We start from the raw sequence: 17,137 nt of genomic DNA, 5'->3' as shown, positions 1-17,137 counted from the left end.
CTTCCCGCGATCAGTTGTGCAGCAGCATCCGGATGCGCAGTTCGGACAGGTGGTGCATGTGCTCGCTGGCCAGCTTCTCCGCCTTGGCCGCGTCGCCCTGGCTGATCGCGTCGGCCAGCGCGACATGCTCGCTGATCGACTCGGTCACCCGGCCCGGCAGTCCGAGGGTCGGGTCGGGGAACCGGCGGGCCGCGTTCTGCACCTGGGTCAGGGCGCGCTCCAGATACCGGTTGCCTGCCGCGTCCCTGATGATCGCGTGGAACTGGAAGTTCAGCTTGGACAGTTCGCGGAAGTCACCGCTCTCGCCGACCTCCTTCATCGTGGGGATCAGCGTGGAGAACTCGTCGAAGCAGCGCTGCGGGGCCCGCCGGGCCGCGAGCCGGGCGGCGAGGGCTTCGAGCGCCTCGCGCATCACATACAACTCCAGAACGTCGTCGCTGGTCATGGGCGTGACGAGGGCGCCCTGGTTGGCGTTGATGTTCACCAGGCCCTCCGAGGCGAGGATCCGGAACGCGTCGCGCACCGGCGTCCTGCTCACCTTCAACTCACGTGCCACCTCGGCCTCGCGCAGCCAGGACCCCGGCGCGAGACCGCCGTCCAAAATGGCCTCCCGCAAGGCGGCGGCGACCGTTTCGGGCATGCTGCCCCGGGCCGGTGCCTGGCCGTCGCCGGCGAGAATCAGACGCGCGAGCACGGGGTTGTGCTCACCGTCGGGTCCGGTCGAGCGAACAGTCACGGTGTTGATCCTTAGCTAGAGGGAGACGGCCGGCCGGTCGAGCCGATCAGACCATTTTAATCGTATACACGCATCGTTGCACAGCCCGCGGTGGCGGTGAGCAAGAGGTGCGTACCCCTGGCGAACCTGCCGATCTTCGCAGTCAGCTTCTACTGCAGAGGCTATCCCAGGCTCAAACTCATGTTGTATGCTAACAGCATACAATCTCGTAGTGCGCTGGAACGTGGCGCCGAGAAAGGACCGTTCGATGAAGGTATACGAGGCTCTGGCGCGCGCCTTCGCGGCCGAGGGAACCACTGCCGTCTTCGGCATGATGGGCGACGCCAACATGTACTGGATGAACGAGCTGGACAGGCTCGGCGTCCAGCTTTTCGAGGCGCGGCACGAAGGCGGTGCCCTGGCGATGGCCGACGGCTGGGGCCGTACCGACGGAGCCCCCGGCGTCGCCACCACCACATCGGGCCCGGGGGTGGCCCAGCTCGCGACGACCCTGCTCGTCGCCTCCCGGGCGCGCACCCCGCTGGTCGCCTTCGTCGGCGAGGCGCCCTCGGGCGACGACTCGTACGTCCAGCGCCTTGACCAGGGCCGCTTCGCCGAGGCGTGCGAGTCCGGGTTCGTCCACCTGACCACGCCGGACAACGCGTACGAGGCGGTGCAGCAGGCGTTCTACCGCGCCAAGACCGAGTCACGGCCGATCCTGCTGAGCGCGCCGATGGACATCCAGCAGAAGCCGTTCGACGACGAGGAGGTCTACGTACCGTCGGCGGACCTGCTCAACGCCGACCCGGTCTTCCCCAACCCGGTCTCGATCGCCAAGGCGGCCGACGTGCTCGCCAACAGCGAGCGGCCCGTCCTCATCGTGGGCCGCGGCGCCCAGCGCTCCGGCGCCGGCCCGGCCATCCTGGAGCTGGCCGAGTCCACCGGCGCGATCATCTCGACCACGCTCATGGCGAAGACCTGGCTGAACGAGGACGACTTCCACGTCGGCATCTCGGGGCTGTACTCCACCAAGACGGCCATGGAGCTGTTCCAGGAGGCCGACGCGGTCATCGCCGTCGGCGCCGGGCTGAACAAGTACACGACCGAGCACGGCTATCTGTACCCGGGCGCCAAGTTCATCCACATCGACTCCAAGCCCCAGGTCGTCATGGGCGACGGCCGCTCCGCCGACGTCTACGTGCAGTCCGACGCGAAGGCCGGCATCACCGAACTCAAGCGCGTCCTCGACGAGAGAGGTGTCCGCCAGTCGGGATACCGCACCCCCGACGTCAAGGAGCGGCTGGTCACGGCGTTCGAGGACAAGCAGCACTACGACCTGGAGCCGGACACCGTCGACCCGCGTGACGTGTGCCGCATCCTGGACGAGCAGATCCCCGCCGAGGTCGGCCTGGTCATCGGCGGCGGGCAGAACATCTGCTTCTCCACGATCCTGATGACCAAGCAGCGCCGGATGATCCTGATGAACCAGCACTTCGGCTGCATCGGGCAGGGCCTGACCACCGCCATGGGCGCCATGGTCGCGACGGAGAACAAGCCCACCTTCCTGATGGAGGGCGACGCGGGCTTCATGATGCATCTGCCCGAGTTCGAGACGGCGGTGCGTTACGGGCTGCCGCTCCTCGTCGTCATCATGAACGACCAGCTGCTCGGCGCCGAGTACCACAAGGCCGTCGCGAAGGGCCTCAACGCCGACCTGGCCCGGGTCACCACACCGAACCTGGGCGACGTCGGCCGCGCGCTCGGCGGCCGTGGCGCGCTCGTGACGAAGATCGAGGACCTGGCGCCCGCGGTCGCCGAGTACCTGGCCGACCCGGTCGCCACCATCATCGACGTACGGATATCGACGTCCGTCATCAGCATCCCGTACCGCCGCCTGCACTTCGGGCAGGACGCGTGAGCGCCGTGCCGGACGCGACGGAGTCCGGCGGGCAGCCGGACCGGGCAGCGGCGGCGCGTGCCCTGTACGCGATCTCGCGCGGTGAGCTGGTCGAGGGCCGGGCTCCGGCCGAACTGCTCGCCTACGAGGGGCAGCCGGTGGAGAGCGGACTGCCGCTGCAGCTCGCGGTCCTCGATCTCTGGCGCGCGGCCGGCGAGGAACAGGGCGGCTGGAAGGTCGCCTGGACCTCGCGCGGCGCACGCGACAGGGGCGGCAAGGACTTCCGGCCGTTCGGCTTCATCCTGGCCGGCCGTATCCACGCGTCGGGGGAGCGGCTGGACGCCTCGGCCATCCCGAACGGGGCCGTCGAGGCGGAGATCTGTCTGACGATCGGGGAGCACATCGGCGGTGCGGGCGTCACCCCCGAACAGGCCCGCGCCGCCGTGCGCGCGGTGGCTCCCTCGTTCGAGATCATCTCGCGCCGGCTGCCGGAGGGCGTGTCCATGCCGGTGCGGATCGGCAACGGCATGAACAACTGGGGCCTCGTGGTCGGTGAGGAGCACAGCCCGGACAGCCTCGACCTCGACGCCCTGTCGGTCGAGCTGCGCAAGGACGGCGAGCTGCTGGGCACCGGCACGGCCGGTCCCGACGTACTCGACGACCCGTACGTGTCGCTGGCGCGGGTGTGCGCGGTCCTGCACCGGCAGGGGCTCGCGCTGGAGCCGGGGCAGCGGATCATCACCGGGTCCCTGCTGCCGGGCGAGAAGATCGGGCAGGCGAAGTCCTTCGAGGCCCGCTTCGGCGGACTGGGCAGCGTCGTCGTCGACTTCGGCTGAGCCCGTGCGGTCCCTCCTCCCGGGCTGTGGCGACGGAGATCACAGCTCGGGCACGGGGCAGCGCCGCTCCGGTCCTATATAGTTGCAGTATGCACGTATTTCCGGTCCGGGACGGACCGGCGACCCCCCACGGCCCGGAGACCACTTGACCACCGCCTCACCGACCCTGCCCGTGACCACCCGCGAGGACGCCCTGGCGCCGCGCCGCGTCGAGGGGCCGAGACGCTGGTGGGACTGGGTGCTCGCCGCCGACCCGGGTCTGGGCCAGCTCCAGGCGGGATGGCGTTCGCTGGTCTCGATGGTCACCGCGCTCGCCGTCGGCTACGGCCTGGCGGCGGCCCTCGACGTGCCCGCCATGCTCGGCATGATGGTCGGCGGGATGATGGGGCTGATGAGCGCCTTCGCGGTCGCCGAGAACACGGTGCCCCGGCTGGCGCGCTCCATCATGTGGATGCCGTTCCCGTTCTCCGCGGTCCTGCCGCTCGCCGCGTGGCTGAGCCACGACAGGGGCCTGGAACTCTCCCTGATGGTGGTGGGGCTCGGCGTCACGTTCTTCCTCGCCCGGTTCGGGGCGCTGGCGCTGCTCACCGGCATGATGCTGTTCAACTCCCTGATGGTCGGCATGATGGCGGCCGTCCCCCTGAACCTCTGCGGCGAGCTGTTCGTCGTCGCCGTGGCGACAGCGGCGGCTGTCCTCGCCGCCCGGCTGCTGCTCTGCTACCCGATGCCGCGCGAGGATCTGCTCCGTACCCAGCGGGCGTTCGTCATCGAGGCGCGCCGCGTGGCGGGGTCCGCCGCCGAGGCGCTGGCCCCCGCGGCCCACCGGGCGGGGGACCGGGGCGGGGACCGGGCCGCCGCCCAGGCCGCCGCCGTGCAGAAGATGCGGCGCGGCCTGCGGCGGCTGAACGCGACCACGCTCACCATCGACGGCCGGCTCGCCCAGCCCGAGGTCGCGGCCAACCCGGACTCCGCCGAGCTGCTGCACCGCTACCTCTTCGACGCCGAACTCGCCCTTCAGGGCATCGGCCGGGCCACGGGCCGGCTCACCCAGCTCCCGATCCCGCCGTCACTGCGCCGGACGGTCCTGGCCGGGCTCCGCGTCGCCAGGGACACCCCGCTCGGCAGCGCCGACACGCTCAGGACGGCGGCCCTGCGCATCAGGGACGAGGCGACGGCTCTCCGGTACGAGGCCGTCGGCGCCGACGAGGCCGAGGCGGTCGCGCTGGCCGACCGGATCGGCCGTCTGCTGGACTCCCTCGCCGACTCGCTCGGTCACTGGCTCAGCCTCGGCTGGAACTCACCCACCGCGCCGGCGAAGGTCCCGTTCCAGCCCAGCGTCCTGCTGGAGCAGAACCGGCCGGCCGGCACGGGCGCCGTCGCCCGGCGGGTGTCGGCCGCCCAGAGCGTCCACGGCTGGCGGCGCGCCGTCCCCTATCTACGGCTGCCGCTGCACGCGGTGGTCGCCGCCGCCATCGTCTGCCCGATCACCGACGCCATCGACCCGCGGCGCTTCTACTGGGGCCTGGTCGGCGTGATGATCACGCTGTTCGGTACGAGCACCACGCACGAGCGGCTGCGCAAGTTCGCGCACCGGATGGCGGGCACCGTCGTCGGCGCGGTGGTCGGCATCGCCCTGCTGCGGCTCATCGGCCCCGGGCACGTCTATCTGACGCTGCTGGTCATCGTGGCCGGGCTCGCGATCGGCGCGTGGGGCATCGGGCGCCAGTACGCGTACTGGGTCGTCGGACTCGTCGTCGCCCTGATCCAGCTGTACGGCATGACCACGCCGTACAGCGGCATGGACCACCTGCTGGCCGAGCGGCTGCTCGACAACGGCCTCGGCATCCTCGTCGCGACCGGCTGCGCCGCGCTGATCTTCCCCGTGTCCAGCAGGAAGATCAGGCGCGAGGCGGAACGCGGATACACCGCCGCCGTCGAGCAGTTGCTGTCCCAGCTGGTGCTGCGCTGGACGGAGCCGGCGGCGCCGGTACGGCTGCGCGGCGCCGCCCGCGGGGTGGACGCGGCCCTGTTCCAGGTGACCGGCGCCGCCAGGCCGCTGATCCGGATGCCGCTCGGCGGCCGCGCACGCGGCGCCGAGAACCGCCTCGCGCTCCTCACCACCGCCACCGGCCACGCCCGCTCGCTCGCGGCGGCGGCGGACATCGACATCGACCTGCCGCCGCACGTCACGGACGGCGTGGAGCGGATCACCGAAGCGTTCGTGCAGTCCCTCCGGGCCCTGGACCGCCGCTTCGCGACGGGGGAGCCCGAAGGCGCCTGGACCCGGGTGAGCCCGCTCGTACAGAACCTGCGGTCCGAACTGCACGCCCCCACGGGCCCGCGCGCCGAGCGCCTGCACACGGCGCTGCGCGAACTGGCCGCGCTGGACGAGACGTTGGCCCGCTACGCCGAGGAGAACGGCCTGCGGACGGCCGACGCGCGGATCTCGGTCTGACGCCCGCGTCAGGAGGGCTGAGACCCGCCCGGGGTGTCGCTGAGCCCCCTTTCGCACCGGGGTCGGCACCTGGGTGCGGGGCGCGCCCTCGATCGGGTGTGTTGCGTGGTGGTGCGGGCCGGACGGGTTATGTCTTGGGTTTCGTGCCAGTTTTCGTGCCAGGTCCGTGCCGGGCGACGCGGCGGTGCCGCGTGTTCTGTGGAGAGGAGTGAGCGGCCTTGACTCCGGGGAAGGTTGGGCGGGATCCGTTCGATACAGGGGTGGCTCACTCGGCCCGGGTGTACGACTACATCCTGGGCGGCCGGACGAACTATCCGGCGGACCGGGAGGCCGGGGACGCGATGTGCCGGGAGTGGGCGGCGCTGCCGGTGCACATGCGGGCCAACCGCCGTTTCATGGAGCGTGCTTCGCGCTATCTGGCGGCGGAGGCGGGGGTCCGGCAGTTCCTCGACATCGGCAGCGGCCTGCCCACGGCGCCCAACGTCCACCAGGTCGTGCAGGAGGTGGCGCCGGCCTCGCGGATCGTCTACGTCGACAACGACCCGATCGTCCTGGCCCACGCCCGCAACCTGCTGACCAGCACCTCGCAGGGCCGCACCGCGTACGTCGACGCCGACATGCGCGACCCGGCCAGGATCCTCACCAACGCCCAGTTCCAGGGGCTGCTCGATCTGCAGGAGCCCATCGGGCTGCTGGTCATCGGCATGCTGCACTTCATCCTCGACACCGACGACGCCCACGGCCTGGTCCGGCGGCTGCTGGACCCGCTGCCCACCGGAAGCTATCTGGCGATGACGATCGGCACCGCCGACTTCGCGCCCGAGGAAGTGGGGCGCGTCGCGGCCGAGTACAAGCGCCAGGGCATGCCCATGCAACTGCGCACCTACGAACAGGCGTTGGCCTTCTTCGACGGCCTGGCCCTCGTCGAACCCGGGCTCACCCAGGTGCACCGCTGGCGGCCGGTCCCCGGCCAGGAGGCCGTGGACGACCGCGACATCGCGATGTACGGAGCGGTCGCCCGCAAGATCGGCTGAGCCGTGGCCGGCGAGCTGCCGCGGCTCACCGCCCGGCGGCGCTCCTGCCCGTGACGCCCCTGCCCATGGCGCCCTTGCCCGTGACGCTCCTGTCGGCTGCGTCCTTGTTCCGGCAGGAGCGGCCCGTACGCAGATGGGTGCCGGCGCCTTCGATGACGGAGTCGAGCCGGTTCCTGGCGCCGACCAGCTCGGCGATATGGCCGTCGATACGGTCCCGTTCCACCGACAGGCGGGCCAGCAGTTCCGGTGTGGCGTTGCCGTCCACGACGCACGGCATCAGTTCCACGATGCCCTTGCTCGTCAGACCGGCCGCGTAGAGCTGCTGGATCAGCTCGATACGTTCGACGGCGCTCTCCGGGTAGTGCCGCTGGCCGGAGGGGCTGCGGTCCGAGGCCAGCAGGTCCTGCTCCTCGTAATAGCGCAGGGCCCGGACGCTGACGCCTGTCCGGGCGGCGAGTTCACCGATACGCATCGTGCACCCCTTAGGTCGTGTCGTCGAAGTCCCGTCTGGGTGGCGGGCTCTGGTACGCACGCTCGCGGCGTTGTCGTCGGTCGCGATGGCTCCGCCATCCCTCCCTCCTCCGCCTTGCGACCGCACGCACCAGAGCCCGCCACCCCCGCCCTGCGGGCGGACGACGCTACTTCGACGACACTCCCCAGGTCACAGCGGCTTGCCCCTGACGTCGGCGGCAGGTTTTAGCGTAACGCGTGAAAGCTCGCCCAAGGAAAGAAGTGCCCCGCCATGACCAGCACCGCATCCACGCCCGCCCCTGGCACCGTCGTCACCGTCAAGCCGATCGTGCTGCCCGCGCCACCCGCGCGCGGCGCTGATCTGCGCGTCCGTGTCTCCGCCCCGGTGGCCGGACATGACCTGCCGATCGTGCTGCTCGCCCACGGTTTCGGCTCGTCGCTGGACGGCTACAGCCCGCTGGCCGACCACTGGGCCGCCCACGGCTTCGTGGTGATCCAGCCCACCCACCTCGACTCGAAGACGCTGGGCGTACCCGAAGGCGATCCGCGCCGGCCGCGGTTCTGGCGCTTCCGCGTCGAGGACATGAAGAACGTCCTCGACAACCTGGACGTGCTGGAGGCGGCCGTCCCCGGTCTGGCGGGCCGCACGGACCGGACCCGTGTCGCGGCGGCCGGCCACTCCTTCGGCGGCCAGACGGCGGGCGTCCTGCTGGGGCTGCGCGTCGGTGACCCGCAGACCGGGCAGGCGGACGACCTGTCCGACCCGAGGGTCAAGGCGGGCGTGCTGCTGGCCACGGCGGGCAACGGCGGCGACGATCTGACGCCCTTCGCCGCCGAGAACCTTCCCTGGCTGCGGCACCCGGACTTCGGGCACATGAGCGCCCCGGCGCTCGTGGTCGCCGGGGACAAGGACATCCTGCCGCTGACCGTCAGGGGAGCGGACTGGACAACCGATCCGTACGTCCTGGCCCCCGGCGACAAGAGCCTGCTCACCCTGTTCGGGGCCGAGCACTTCCTCGGCGGCATCTCCGGCTACCGGGCCGCCGAGACCACCGACGAGAGCCCCGAGCGCGTCGCCCTGCTCCAGCAGGTCACCGTGGCCTATCTGCGCCACGCGCTCGGCATCGACAGCGCCGGCTGGACGGCGGTGAAGGAGTCCTTGGCCGGCCCCCACCCGCTGGGGCGGCTCGAGTCGAAGTGACGGCGGCCGGCCACAACCATCCGTTGGGGTAGGCCACAACCATCGGTTGGGCGCGCATACGATCGGGCGATGGATACCGAGGCGGTGCGCTCGTTCGTCCGCGCGGCCGAGCTGGGACAGCTCCAGCAGGCGGCCGACGAACTGGGCGTGACACAGCAGGCCGTGTCGAAGCGGATCGCGACCCTGGAGCGCGGGCTCGGCGTCAGCCTGTTCACCCGTACCGCCCGGGGCGTCGAGCTGACCGTCGACGGCCAGGCCTTCCTGCCGCACGCCCGGAACATCGTCACGGGTGTCGACCGCGCCGTCTCCGCGATCAGACCGGGCTCGCGGGCCCTGCGGATCGACGTACTCGGCCTGCGGTCGGCGCAGGCCGTCATCCTGCACGACTACTGGCGGGCGCATCCCGGGACCGACCTCGATGTCGTGACGCTCAGGGTCAACGACCCGCGGCTGGCCGTCGCCGCGGTCCAGGCGGGCGATGTCGACGCCTCGTTCCGCTCGGTCACCGACCCGGCCGCGCTGCCGGGCGACGTGCGGATGATCCACACCTTCGACTCCCCGCTGGAATTCCTCGTCGGCCCCCGGCACCCGCTCGCCTCCGCGCGCACCCTGACCCCGTCCCGGCTGCGCGGGCATCGGATCTGGGTGCCGGGGATCGCGCCGCAGACCGAATGGGGCGAGTTCTACGACGAGTTGGCGACCCGCTTCGATCTGCGCATCGACGCGGCGGGTCCCAACTTCGGTAACGAGGTACTGCTGGACATCCTCGCGGACTCCGCCGACATGGCGACCTTCGTGGGCTCGCGCGACCGGTACATCTGGCCGCCCCACTACGACCTGCGGCGCATCCCGGTGGTGAATCCGACGCTCGCCTATCCGCTCTCGCTGATCATCCCGAGGGTGAACCCCCACCCCGGACTCCGGCCCGTCATGAAGCACTTCCGAAGCCTGGCACCGCTCGCCGAGCCGGTCTGGCGTCCGTCCTGGAAGACGATCGAGGACACCGAGCGCTGATCACGTGCCCGTCGAACCAGCGGGGCGGACGAGGGGCAGGAAGACCGTGTCGACGATCTCCACGATGCCCTCGTCCGGCATCGGCTGGAGCGTCATGAAGACCTGGTGGCGCAGCAGGTCCATGGGCAGCGACCGGATGCGCGCCGTCAGCCGACCGGGGTCCGCATCGCCGCGGTCGACCGCCGCCGCGAGGATCGTGTCGACCACCGGCTCCTGCGCGTCGACCATCATGTCGCGCACGTCGGCGAGGGTCCGGCCGGTCTCCTGGTAGTAGCCGCCGAGCTGCACGCCCAACACCGTCGCGAAGTCGAGCCGGTCGTCGTTCATCTCGCGCATGAGGGCGATCAGATCCTCGCGCAGGCTGCCGGTGTCCGGCAGCGAGGGCGACCTGGCCGTGCCGGCGTGCGCGATGGTCGCGTGCAGCAGGTCGTTGCGGGTCGCCCAGCGGCGGGCGATGACCGGACGGCTGGTGTCCGCGCGGTTGGCCACCGCTTCGAGGGTGAACCCGGCATAGCCGTTCTCGCGCAGCACCGCCCACGCGGCGGCCAGCAGCGCTTCTTCCAGTGCCGCGCCGCGACGGCGTTGCGGCGGCGCGGGCTCCGTCGGCGCGGGCTCCGTCGGCTCTGCGGCTTTCTTTGGATGCACTTGCGCATCTTATCAGGCTGCCGTAGCGTGAAATTAGATGCAGCACCGCATCTAAAGACTTGACGGAAGAGGGAATCATGGCTGGAAGCGGCATGCCCGGAACCGACGTCCTCATCGTCGGCGCGGGACCGGTAGGGCTCACGCTGGCCTGCGATCTCGTCCGGCGGGGCGTCGACTGCCGCGTCGTGGAACGCGAAACCACACCCAACAGGGCCTCCAAGGCGAAGACCGTCCAGCCCAGGACGCTGGAGGTGCTGGACGACCTCGGCGCCGTCGATCACGTCGTACGGCACGGCGTGGCCGATCTCCCGGTACGGCTGCACGAACCGTCCGGCGGGGTCGTCGAGCAGCCCTCGATCACGGCCCGTGCCAGGGACAGCTTCCACACGCCGTACCCCGACCCGCTGTGGATCGGGCAGTTCGACGTCGAACACGCGCTGCGCGAGCGGCTGTACGAGCTGGGCGGCGCGGTGGAGTGGGGTGTGACGGCTCTCGATCTCGTCCAGGACGAGGACGGGGCCACGGTCAGCCTGCGGACGCCACAGGGTGACAGTGCCGTGCGGGCGCGGTACGTCGTCGCGGCCGACGGCGGGAAGAGCGCGGTCCGGCAGCTGATCGGCGTCCCGCTGGAGGGCGAGACCAACGAGGAGCAGCGCTGGTACATCGGGGACGTCACCGCCGGAGGACTCGACCGCACCCGGATGCACGTCTGGCCTTCCGACGGCGGGATGCTGATCCTCACGCCGCTGCCCCACAGTGACCTGTGGCAGATACAGACCCCCGCCGACCCCGCCACCCAACCGGCCACCCTGACAAGGGAGTTCTACCAGCGGCTGGTCGACGAGCGAGCCGGCGCGGGCGCCGTCACGCTGACGAGTGCCGACTGGCTGTCGGTCTACCGCGTCAACGTCCGGATGGCCGAGGACTACCGCAAGGGACGTGTGCTGCTCGCGGGCGACGCGGCGCACGTCCACTCACCGGCCGGCGGCCAGGGCATGAACACCGGGATCCAGGACGCGTACAACCTCGGCTGGAAACTGGCCGCCGTCACGCGGGGCGCGTCGCCCGTGCTGCTGGACAGCTACGGCGCCGAGCGGATCCCCGTCGCCCGCAAGGTGCTTGCGCTGAGCACGGAGAAGATTGACCGGACGACCGAACAGGCCACCGGCGACGTCGCGTCGCTGAGCGCGACCCTCGGCGAGATCACCGACGACGCGACCACCACCGGCCTGGCCGTGCGCTACGGCAGCGCCGGCTACCGCGCGCCCAACGTCACCGGCCTGCACGGCTCCGCGCTCGGCAGCGACCTCTTCGACCTGCTCCGGGGCCCGCAGTGGAACCTGATCGCGTTCGACAGCGACGACCCGGCCCTGCCCGCCCTCGCCACCCCGGACCATCTGCACGTCCACCGGATCACCAGCGCCGGGCGGGCCAGGGGCGGCGACGACATCGTGGACAGCCAGGGCGAGTTCCAGCGGATCTACGCGCCCCGCCCCGGCGAACTCGTCCTCGTCCGCCCGGACGGCTACCTCGCGGCCCGCACCTGACGCCGCTCGCCGGACGGGACGCCAACTCCGCCGCCTACCAGGGCACTTCCCCGTTCTCGTCCTGGAACGTCCCGGTCGGCCCGTCCGCGCCGAGCGTGGCCAGCCGTACGACGACCCTGGCGCTCTCCTCGGGCGCCCTCCCTATGCCGAACGCCGCGGTCAGATCGGTCGCTGTGGTGCCGGGCTCGACCGCGTTGAACTTGATGCCCGGCTGGGACTTGGCGTACTGGACGGTGAGCATGGTGGCCGCCGACTTGGACGCGGAGTACAGCGCCAACGGCAGGTTGAACTCGGGCCGTTCCGGATTGGTCACCGCCCAGAAGGACCCGGCGCTGCTCGACACGGTCACCACGGTCGGGTTCGCGGACTCGCGCAGCAGCGGAAGCGCCGCCTCCGTGACGCGCACCATGCCCACCGCGTTGGTGTCGAAGGCCCGCAGCGCCGTGGGGCCGTCGGTGACTCCGGCCCCCAGGATGCCGGCGTTGTGCACCAGTACGTCGAGCCGGCCCTCGGCAGCGCCGATCGTCGCCAGCGCGCTGTTCACCGACGCGTCGTCGGTCACGTCGAGCTGGACGAATCGCGCGCCGAGCGTCGCCGCCGCCTTCTCGCCGCGCTCGGTGTCACGCGCGCCGATGTAGACGTCGTGGCCCAGCTCCAGGAGCTGTCGTGCTGTCTCGAAGCCGATGCCCTTGTTGGCCCCGGTGATCAGTGTGACGGTCATGCGTGTTCCTCTCGAAATAAGCTGGTCAGCTGGTGAGTTGCCGGCGCATCTCGCCGGCGTCGTGCAGGGCCGTCATATGGACGAACCGCCCGTCACGGACCTGGTAGATGGCGTACTCGACAATCTCGAACGAGCCGCCGGTGGGCGGCACGCCGAGCCACTCCCGCACCGGAGTACCGGTGTTGACGAGACGGGCCGCCAACCGGTCCCCGTCGAAGAGCAGTTCCTTGAGCTCCCAGTGCAGATCGGGCACCGCGGCCACGTCCTGCCGCTGCACCGCGAGGAGGTCGTCGCGGGTGGCCGGCTCACCGTTGAGCGTGGTCCGGTCGTTGATGAACTCGTCCATGTGGTCGAACTCATGGGCGTTGAGGGCCTTGACGTAGCGCAGGTAGAACGCGCGCAGGTCGTCGTCGGACATGGGCTGGCTGTCGGGCATCGGCCGACCGTCCTCTCAGATCTGGTTCAGGCCGCCGTCGACGTACAGGCTCGAACCGGTGATGAAGCTGCTCTGCCCGGAGGCGAGGAAGGCCACGGCGGCGGCGACCTCCTCGGGGTGCCCGAGCCGGCCCAGCGGCACGCGCGCGGACAGTTCCCGCCGGAACCGCTCCGCGTCGGGGGTGAGCGCGGCCAGGGCGGGGGTTTCGGTGGGGCCCGGTGTGACCGTGTTGATCCGGATGCCGCGGCCCTTGAGCTCGTTGGCCCAGGTACGGGAGAACGACCGGACGGCGGCCTTGGTCGCCGCGTACACGCCGAGCCCCGCGTCACCGACGTCCCCGTTGGTGGAGCCGTTCAGGATCACCGACGCACCCTCGTTGAGCAGCGGCAGCGCCTTCTGGACGGTGAACAGCGTGCCCCGGACGTTGACGGCGAAGAGGGCGTCGAAGTGCTCCTCGGTGATCTCGTCGAGTGTCGCGAGCGAGGCGACGGCGGCGTTCGCGAACAGCACGTCCAGGCCGTGTCCCCGGCCGCTGACCGCCTCGTACAGCCGGTCCAGATCGGCCAGGTCCGCGATGTCGCCGGTCACTCCGGTGGCCGCCGGACCGATCGCCTCGACGGCCGCTTCGAGTTCCGCCTCGCGCCGGCCGGTGATGAACACGTGTGCGCCCTCGGCCGCCAGCCTTACGGCGGTGGCCAGGCCGATGCCCGCGCTGCCTCCGGTGACGAGTGCGGTCTTACCGGCGAGTAGTCCCACGGGGACAACCTCCTTCGATTTCCGCATCGCTCGATGCAGAACTCGAACGTAGCACTTCCGTAGCGATCGATGCGGAAGAGGTAACCTGGGGGCGTGGAGACAACAGGCGTGGAGACGAAACAGACCGGCCCGATCGGCCGACCGCGGGGGTTCGACACCGACGAGGCCCTGGAGCGCGCCATGCTCGTGTTCTGGGAGCACGGCTACGAGGGGGCCAGCCTGGCCAATCTGACCGGCGCGATGGGCATCTCCACCACCAGCATGTACGCGGCCTTCGGCAACAAGGAGGGGCTGTTCCGCAAGGCCCTGGAGCGCTACACCGAAGGCCCGAGCGCCTATCTGACCCGCGCCCTGGAGGAGCCGACCGCCCACGGCGTCGCCACGGCGATCCTGGCCGGCACCATCAGGACCACCACCCGCCCGGCCCAGCCCCACGGTTGCATGGGCGTCCAGGGCGCCCTGACCGTCAGCGACTCGGGCCGTGAGGTCCGCGACCTGCTCGTTGCCTGGCGCAACAACAGCTACTCCAGCGTCCACGAGCGCTTCCAGCGGGCCGTGGACGAGGGCGACCTGCCGCCCGAGGCCGACCCGGGCCTGCTGGCCCGCTACGTCACGACGCTGGCCTTCGGCATCGCCGTCCAGGCCGCGAGCGGCGTCGACCGCGCCGAACTCCAGGAGATGACCGACGCCGCGCTCCACAACTGGCCGCTGTCCTGAGACACGTCCCTCACCGATCGGCGGCGCCCAGCGCCCGGTAGACGGCGGTGATGTAGGCCGCGGCCCGCTGCGAGCCCAGGATGTCGGCCCCCATCCGGTTCATGACGTAACTGATGGTCATGTGCCGGTCGAGGTCAAGGACGGCCATCGAGCCGCCCCAGCCGCCCCAGAACGCGATCCGGCCGTCGGGGATCCAGGGCAGGGTGCGCCGGTCGGGCAGCGCGTATCCGATGCCCCACCTCAGATGCAGCCCGTTGACGAGGTCCGTGCCCCTGGACTGTTCGTCGAAGACGCGGCCGATGGTGGCCGGTTTGAGGAGTCGGCCGTGGCCGGCGGCTCCCTCGCGGGCGACGGGGGCGAGAATCTCGGCCACCGACCGGGCGTTCCCGTGTCCGTTGGCCGCGCCCAGCTCGGCGGCGCGCCAGGCAGGGGTGTTGGCCGCGCCCGCACCGAACGAGGGGCCGGTGAAGGTCTTGTACGCGACGGTGTCGCGGCCGAGCGCCGAGGGATCGACGTCGATCGCCGGGGGGATGACGTCGGCGACCCGCGCCAGGTCGGCGTCGCGCAGTCCGATCCCGAAGTCGGCGCCGCTCGGCCGGACAAGGTGCTGGTGCGTGAAGTCGCGCAGCGACCGGCCGGTCAGCCGGTGCACCAGTTCGCCGACCAGATGGCCGTAGCTCAGGACGTGATAGCCGGAGGCCGAGCCGGGCTGCCACCAGGGCGCCTGGGAGGCCATCCGGGCGGCCGCGGCGCGCACGTCGTACAGGTCGTCGAGCCGCGCGGGGCGGTCGAGGCCGGACACCCCCGAGGTGTGTGACAGCAGATGCCGCACCTCGACGTGCTCTTTCCCGTTCGCGGCGAACTCGGGCCAGTAGCGGGCGACCGGTGCGTACAGGTCCAGCTCGCCGGCGTCGACGAGCAGCAGGGCGGCGAGGCTGGTCACGCTCTTCGTGATCGACCACACATTGGTGATCGTGTCGCGCTCCCAGGGGCGCGTGCGCGCCGCGTCACTGTGGCCGCCCCACAGGTCCACCTCCGGCCTGCCGTCGATGTCGACGAACAGCGACAGGCCGACCTCGGCGCCGCTGCGCAGCTGGTCCGCCACGGCGTCGCGGACGGGTTCGAATCGTGGGCCGACGGTTCCGTTCAGTTGAGTCATAGGGACAGCGTCAAACCTTGACGCCGGTGTCAAGGTCAAGCGGTACGCTGCCGGTGTGCGTATCGGTGAGCTGGCGGCACGGGCGGGCGCCTCGGCGCGGCAAGTGCGGTTCTACGAGGCCAAGGGCCTGATCACGTCGGCCCGCGGGCCCAACAACTACCGCGACTACGACGAGAGCGCCCTGGGCCGCGTCCAGCAGATCCGCGAACTGCTGGACGCCGGCCTGTCGACGCAGGTGATCCGCGGGATTCTGCCCTGCCTGGAGTCACCGCGCGATCCGATCGTCTTCGAAGGCGTCACCCCCGAGACGGTGGCGGCACTCGAACAGGAACGCGACCGGCTGACCGGACGTATCGACGTCCTGACCCGCAACCGCGACGCGGTCGTCGGCTACCTCACCGAACTCCGCCGGGGCGAGTCCGCCACGGGCCGCCGCCGGACGCGGGCCGACTGACTCGGTCGCCCGGTCCGCCGGCGACGACCCGGCCCCGGCATTGGGGTCAAACGCCTGAGAGGTTGCCCCCGCCCGCCGTCATCTGCGGTCAGGGACGGGGGTTCAATCTCAGGAGCTGCGGGGCTGGCTGTCGTCGTCAGTGCATACGGCCCACACGAGCTTGCCGACCCCTACGCGGGCGCTCACTCCCCAGTGGCCTGCGGTGAGGGCATCAACGAGTGTCAAGCCGCGCCCGGAGTCGGCGTCCAGGGTCGGTGCTTGGAGCTGCGGCTTGGTGTCGGCGGCGTCATGCACTTCGATCCGCACGCCGTTCGTCAGACGCTCGTACCGCGTCTCGATGAGTCGGCCCGGGACATGTGCGTGCCGCACCGCGTTGGTCATCAGCTCCGAGAGAACGAGCTGGGCCGAGTCGGCGAGGCCGACAAGGTTCCAGGCCTCCAGGTGCCGGTGCAGAAGATGCCGAGCTTTGCCCACCGAGCGGTCGCTACTCGGCCACCGTTTCACCACGAGCGGGGAGCTGTCTTCGAGGAGGGGCGCCTGGATGTTGATGGCTTCGGTCATGATCGGGCCGCCGTTGTTGCGCACCCCAGAGTGCGACCAGTGCCGGCGCTGTGCCGATAGCGTTGGTCGCCGCCCACGTGGGTCAAGTGCTCGCTGAGTGTTTTTGCCTTGTCGCATCGGGTGAGCGTGTCGTGAGTCACGGGTGTGCCTTTCTGACTCATGCGCCCACCTCGGCCCGAAGCTGAGCCCAGAGTCCGCAGCCGTCGATGGAGACGCCGGAGGAGTGGGTCAGCTGGTCGATGATGAGGGCGCCGGGGCCATGGATTTGCAGGATGGGCAGCGGCAGGAATCCGGTCGCGCTTATGCGGGCGCGGTTGCCGGAGGTGGAGATGGTCATCTCGATGGCGTCGGGACGCCGAGAGGGGAGGCTGCCGAGGATCGCGACGAACAACTCGTTCGCGATGGCGGGGGCATCGCCGTTCGTCAGTCGGCCGCGGGTCCACTGTCGGACGCGGACCGCCTCGGCGGGGTGGCCCTTGAAGACCATGCGCCAGGTGTGCCCCGTTTCGGGCATAACT

General features: G+C 70.8%; 18 protein-coding genes. 9 read left to right on the top strand and 9 right to left on the bottom strand.

Annotated features, from left to right (window positions below; all coding sequences use genetic code 11):
* Window positions 1-10 precede the first annotated feature (10 nt).
* Entirely contained in the window at window positions 11-736 is a 726-nt protein-coding gene (locus OHS57_RS13050; RefSeq protein ID WP_052457112.1) for a GntR family transcriptional regulator, read from the bottom strand.
* Between the two features lie 247 nt (window positions 737-983).
* Here OHS57_RS13050 and OHS57_RS13045 point away from each other — a divergent pair, with 247 nt between their 5' ends.
* The 4 genes from OHS57_RS13045 to OHS57_RS13030 all read left to right on the top strand — a co-directional run bounded on the left by OHS57_RS13045 (window position 984) and on the right by OHS57_RS13030 (window position 6,937).
* The gene (locus OHS57_RS13045) at window positions 984-2,633 is read left to right on the top strand and encodes a thiamine pyrophosphate-binding protein (protein WP_041989585.1); all 1,650 of its coding nucleotides are present in this window, start codon (window positions 984-986) and stop codon (window positions 2,631-2,633) included.
* Entirely contained in the window at window positions 2,630-3,448 is an 819-nt protein-coding gene (locus OHS57_RS13040; RefSeq protein ID WP_328582019.1) for a 2-keto-4-pentenoate hydratase, read from the top strand. The genes OHS57_RS13045 and OHS57_RS13040 overlap by 4 nt, the downstream gene beginning before the upstream one ends.
* A 145-nt stretch (window positions 3,449-3,593) precedes the next feature.
* The gene (locus tag OHS57_RS13035; RefSeq protein ID WP_328582018.1) at window positions 3,594-5,903 is read left to right on the top strand and encodes an FUSC family protein; all 2,310 of its coding nucleotides are present in this window, start codon (window positions 3,594-3,596) and stop codon (window positions 5,901-5,903) included.
* A gap of 218 nt (window positions 5,904-6,121) precedes the next feature.
* Complete coding sequence (locus OHS57_RS13030; protein ID WP_041989592.1) at window positions 6,122-6,937, top strand: SAM-dependent methyltransferase; 816 nt, start codon at window positions 6,122-6,124, stop codon at window positions 6,935-6,937.
* 25 nt (window positions 6,938-6,962) lie between these two features.
* Here the strand turns inward: OHS57_RS13030 and OHS57_RS13025 are convergent, their stop codons facing one another.
* Window positions 6,963-7,409: a MerR family transcriptional regulator gene (locus OHS57_RS13025; RefSeq protein ID WP_328582017.1), complete on the bottom strand. Its 447-nt coding sequence runs from the start codon at window positions 7,407-7,409 to the stop codon at window positions 6,963-6,965.
* Between the two features lie 270 nt (window positions 7,410-7,679).
* Here OHS57_RS13025 and OHS57_RS13020 point away from each other — a divergent pair, with 270 nt between their 5' ends.
* Entirely contained in the window at window positions 7,680-8,609 is a 930-nt protein-coding gene (locus OHS57_RS13020) for an alpha/beta hydrolase family protein (protein ID WP_328582016.1), read from the top strand.
* Window positions 8,610-8,678: 69 nt separating this feature from the next.
* Entirely contained in the window at window positions 8,679-9,623 is a 945-nt protein-coding gene (locus OHS57_RS13015; protein ID WP_328582015.1) for a LysR family transcriptional regulator, read from the top strand.
* Here OHS57_RS13015 and OHS57_RS13010 read toward each other — a convergent pair whose 3' ends face one another.
* Window positions 9,624-10,268 (bottom strand): TetR/AcrR family transcriptional regulator, encoded by a 645-nt coding sequence (locus OHS57_RS13010; protein ID WP_328582014.1) that lies wholly within the window; start codon window positions 10,266-10,268, stop codon window positions 9,624-9,626. It abuts the gene before it with no gap.
* Between the two features lie 77 nt (window positions 10,269-10,345).
* Here OHS57_RS13010 and OHS57_RS13005 point away from each other — a divergent pair, with 77 nt between their 5' ends.
* Window positions 10,346-11,815 carry an FAD-dependent monooxygenase gene (locus tag OHS57_RS13005; RefSeq protein ID WP_328582013.1) on the top strand — a complete coding sequence of 490 codons (1,470 nt, stop codon included), beginning with the start codon at window positions 10,346-10,348 and terminating at the stop codon, window positions 11,813-11,815.
* Between the two features lie 34 nt (window positions 11,816-11,849).
* Here the strand turns inward: OHS57_RS13005 and OHS57_RS13000 are convergent, their stop codons facing one another.
* From OHS57_RS13000 to OHS57_RS12990, 3 genes are read right to left on the bottom strand one after another with little or no spacing between them, the layout of a single operon-like run.
* Complete coding sequence (locus OHS57_RS13000) at window positions 11,850-12,536, bottom strand: SDR family NAD(P)-dependent oxidoreductase (protein WP_041989609.1); 687 nt, start codon at window positions 12,534-12,536, stop codon at window positions 11,850-11,852.
* 25 nt (window positions 12,537-12,561) lie between these two features.
* Entirely contained in the window at window positions 12,562-12,972 is a 411-nt protein-coding gene (locus OHS57_RS12995) for an ester cyclase (protein ID WP_241778600.1), read from the bottom strand.
* Window positions 12,973-12,987: 15 nt separating this feature from the next.
* On the bottom strand, window positions 12,988-13,728 hold the full coding sequence (locus OHS57_RS12990) for an SDR family NAD(P)-dependent oxidoreductase (protein WP_328582012.1): 741 nt from the start codon (window positions 13,726-13,728) through the stop codon (window positions 12,988-12,990).
* A gap of 108 nt (window positions 13,729-13,836) precedes the next feature.
* Here OHS57_RS12990 and OHS57_RS12985 point away from each other — a divergent pair, with 108 nt between their 5' ends.
* The gene (locus OHS57_RS12985) at window positions 13,837-14,445 is read left to right on the top strand and encodes a TetR/AcrR family transcriptional regulator (protein ID WP_328585054.1); all 609 of its coding nucleotides are present in this window, start codon (window positions 13,837-13,839) and stop codon (window positions 14,443-14,445) included.
* Between the two features lie 10 nt (window positions 14,446-14,455).
* On the opposite strand, the gene OHS57_RS12980 is transcribed toward OHS57_RS12985, so the two are convergent.
* Window positions 14,456-15,604 (bottom strand): serine hydrolase domain-containing protein, encoded by a 1,149-nt coding sequence (locus OHS57_RS12980; protein ID WP_328582011.1) that lies wholly within the window; start codon window positions 15,602-15,604, stop codon window positions 14,456-14,458.
* Window positions 15,605-15,659: 55 nt separating this feature from the next.
* Here OHS57_RS12980 and OHS57_RS12975 point away from each other — a divergent pair, with 55 nt between their 5' ends.
* The gene (locus OHS57_RS12975; RefSeq protein ID WP_328582010.1) at window positions 15,660-16,058 is read left to right on the top strand and encodes a MerR family transcriptional regulator; all 399 of its coding nucleotides are present in this window, start codon (window positions 15,660-15,662) and stop codon (window positions 16,056-16,058) included.
* A gap of 108 nt (window positions 16,059-16,166) precedes the next feature.
* Here the strand turns inward: OHS57_RS12975 and OHS57_RS12970 are convergent, their stop codons facing one another.
* Complete coding sequence (locus tag OHS57_RS12970) at window positions 16,167-16,619, bottom strand: ATP-binding protein (RefSeq protein ID WP_328582009.1); 453 nt, start codon at window positions 16,617-16,619, stop codon at window positions 16,167-16,169.
* 157 nt (window positions 16,620-16,776) lie between these two features.
* A complete protein-coding gene (locus OHS57_RS12965; RefSeq protein WP_328582008.1) occupies window positions 16,777-17,133 on the bottom strand; it encodes a hypothetical protein in 357 nt (118 codons plus the stop codon).
* Window positions 17,134-17,137 lie beyond the last annotated feature (4 nt).

Origin of the sequence: Streptomyces sp. NBC_00370 (assembly GCF_036084755.1) — a bacterium.
Lineage (GTDB): Bacteria > Actinomycetota > Actinomycetes > Streptomycetales > Streptomycetaceae > Streptomyces.
Note: the sequence above shows the minus strand (reverse complement) of the source record. Positions and strands in the feature narration are given on the sequence as shown.

Bases quoted from the DNA above. Each gene is read 5' to 3' on its own strand.
- OHS57_RS13025 (WP_328582017.1), bottom strand. From the start codon at position 7,409: ATGCGTATCGGTGAACTCGCCGCCCGGACAGGCGTCAGCGTCCGGGCC.
- OHS57_RS13005 (WP_328582013.1), top strand. From the start codon at position 10,346: ATGGCTGGAAGCGGCATGCCCGGAACCGACGTCCTCATCGTCGGCGCG.
- OHS57_RS12965 (WP_328582008.1), bottom strand. From the start codon at position 17,133: ATGCCCGAAACGGGGCACACCTGGCGCATGGTCTTCAAGGGCCACCCC.
- OHS57_RS13000 (WP_041989609.1), bottom strand. From the start codon at position 12,536: ATGACCGTCACACTGATCACCGGGGCCAACAAGGGCATCGGCTTCGAG.
- OHS57_RS13015 (WP_328582015.1), top strand. From the start codon at position 8,679: ATGGATACCGAGGCGGTGCGCTCGTTCGTCCGCGCGGCCGAGCTGGGA.
- OHS57_RS12980 (WP_328582011.1), bottom strand. From the start codon at position 15,604: ATGACTCAACTGAACGGAACCGTCGGCCCACGATTCGAACCCGTCCGC.
- OHS57_RS13045 (WP_041989585.1), top strand. From the start codon at position 984: ATGAAGGTATACGAGGCTCTGGCGCGCGCCTTCGCGGCCGAGGGAACC.
- OHS57_RS13020 (WP_328582016.1), top strand. From the start codon at position 7,680: ATGACCAGCACCGCATCCACGCCCGCCCCTGGCACCGTCGTCACCGTC.
- OHS57_RS12995 (WP_241778600.1), bottom strand. From the start codon at position 12,972: ATGCCCGACAGCCAGCCCATGTCCGACGACGACCTGCGCGCGTTCTAC.
- OHS57_RS12970 (WP_328582009.1), bottom strand. From the start codon at position 16,619: ATGACCGAAGCCATCAACATCCAGGCGCCCCTCCTCGAAGACAGCTCC.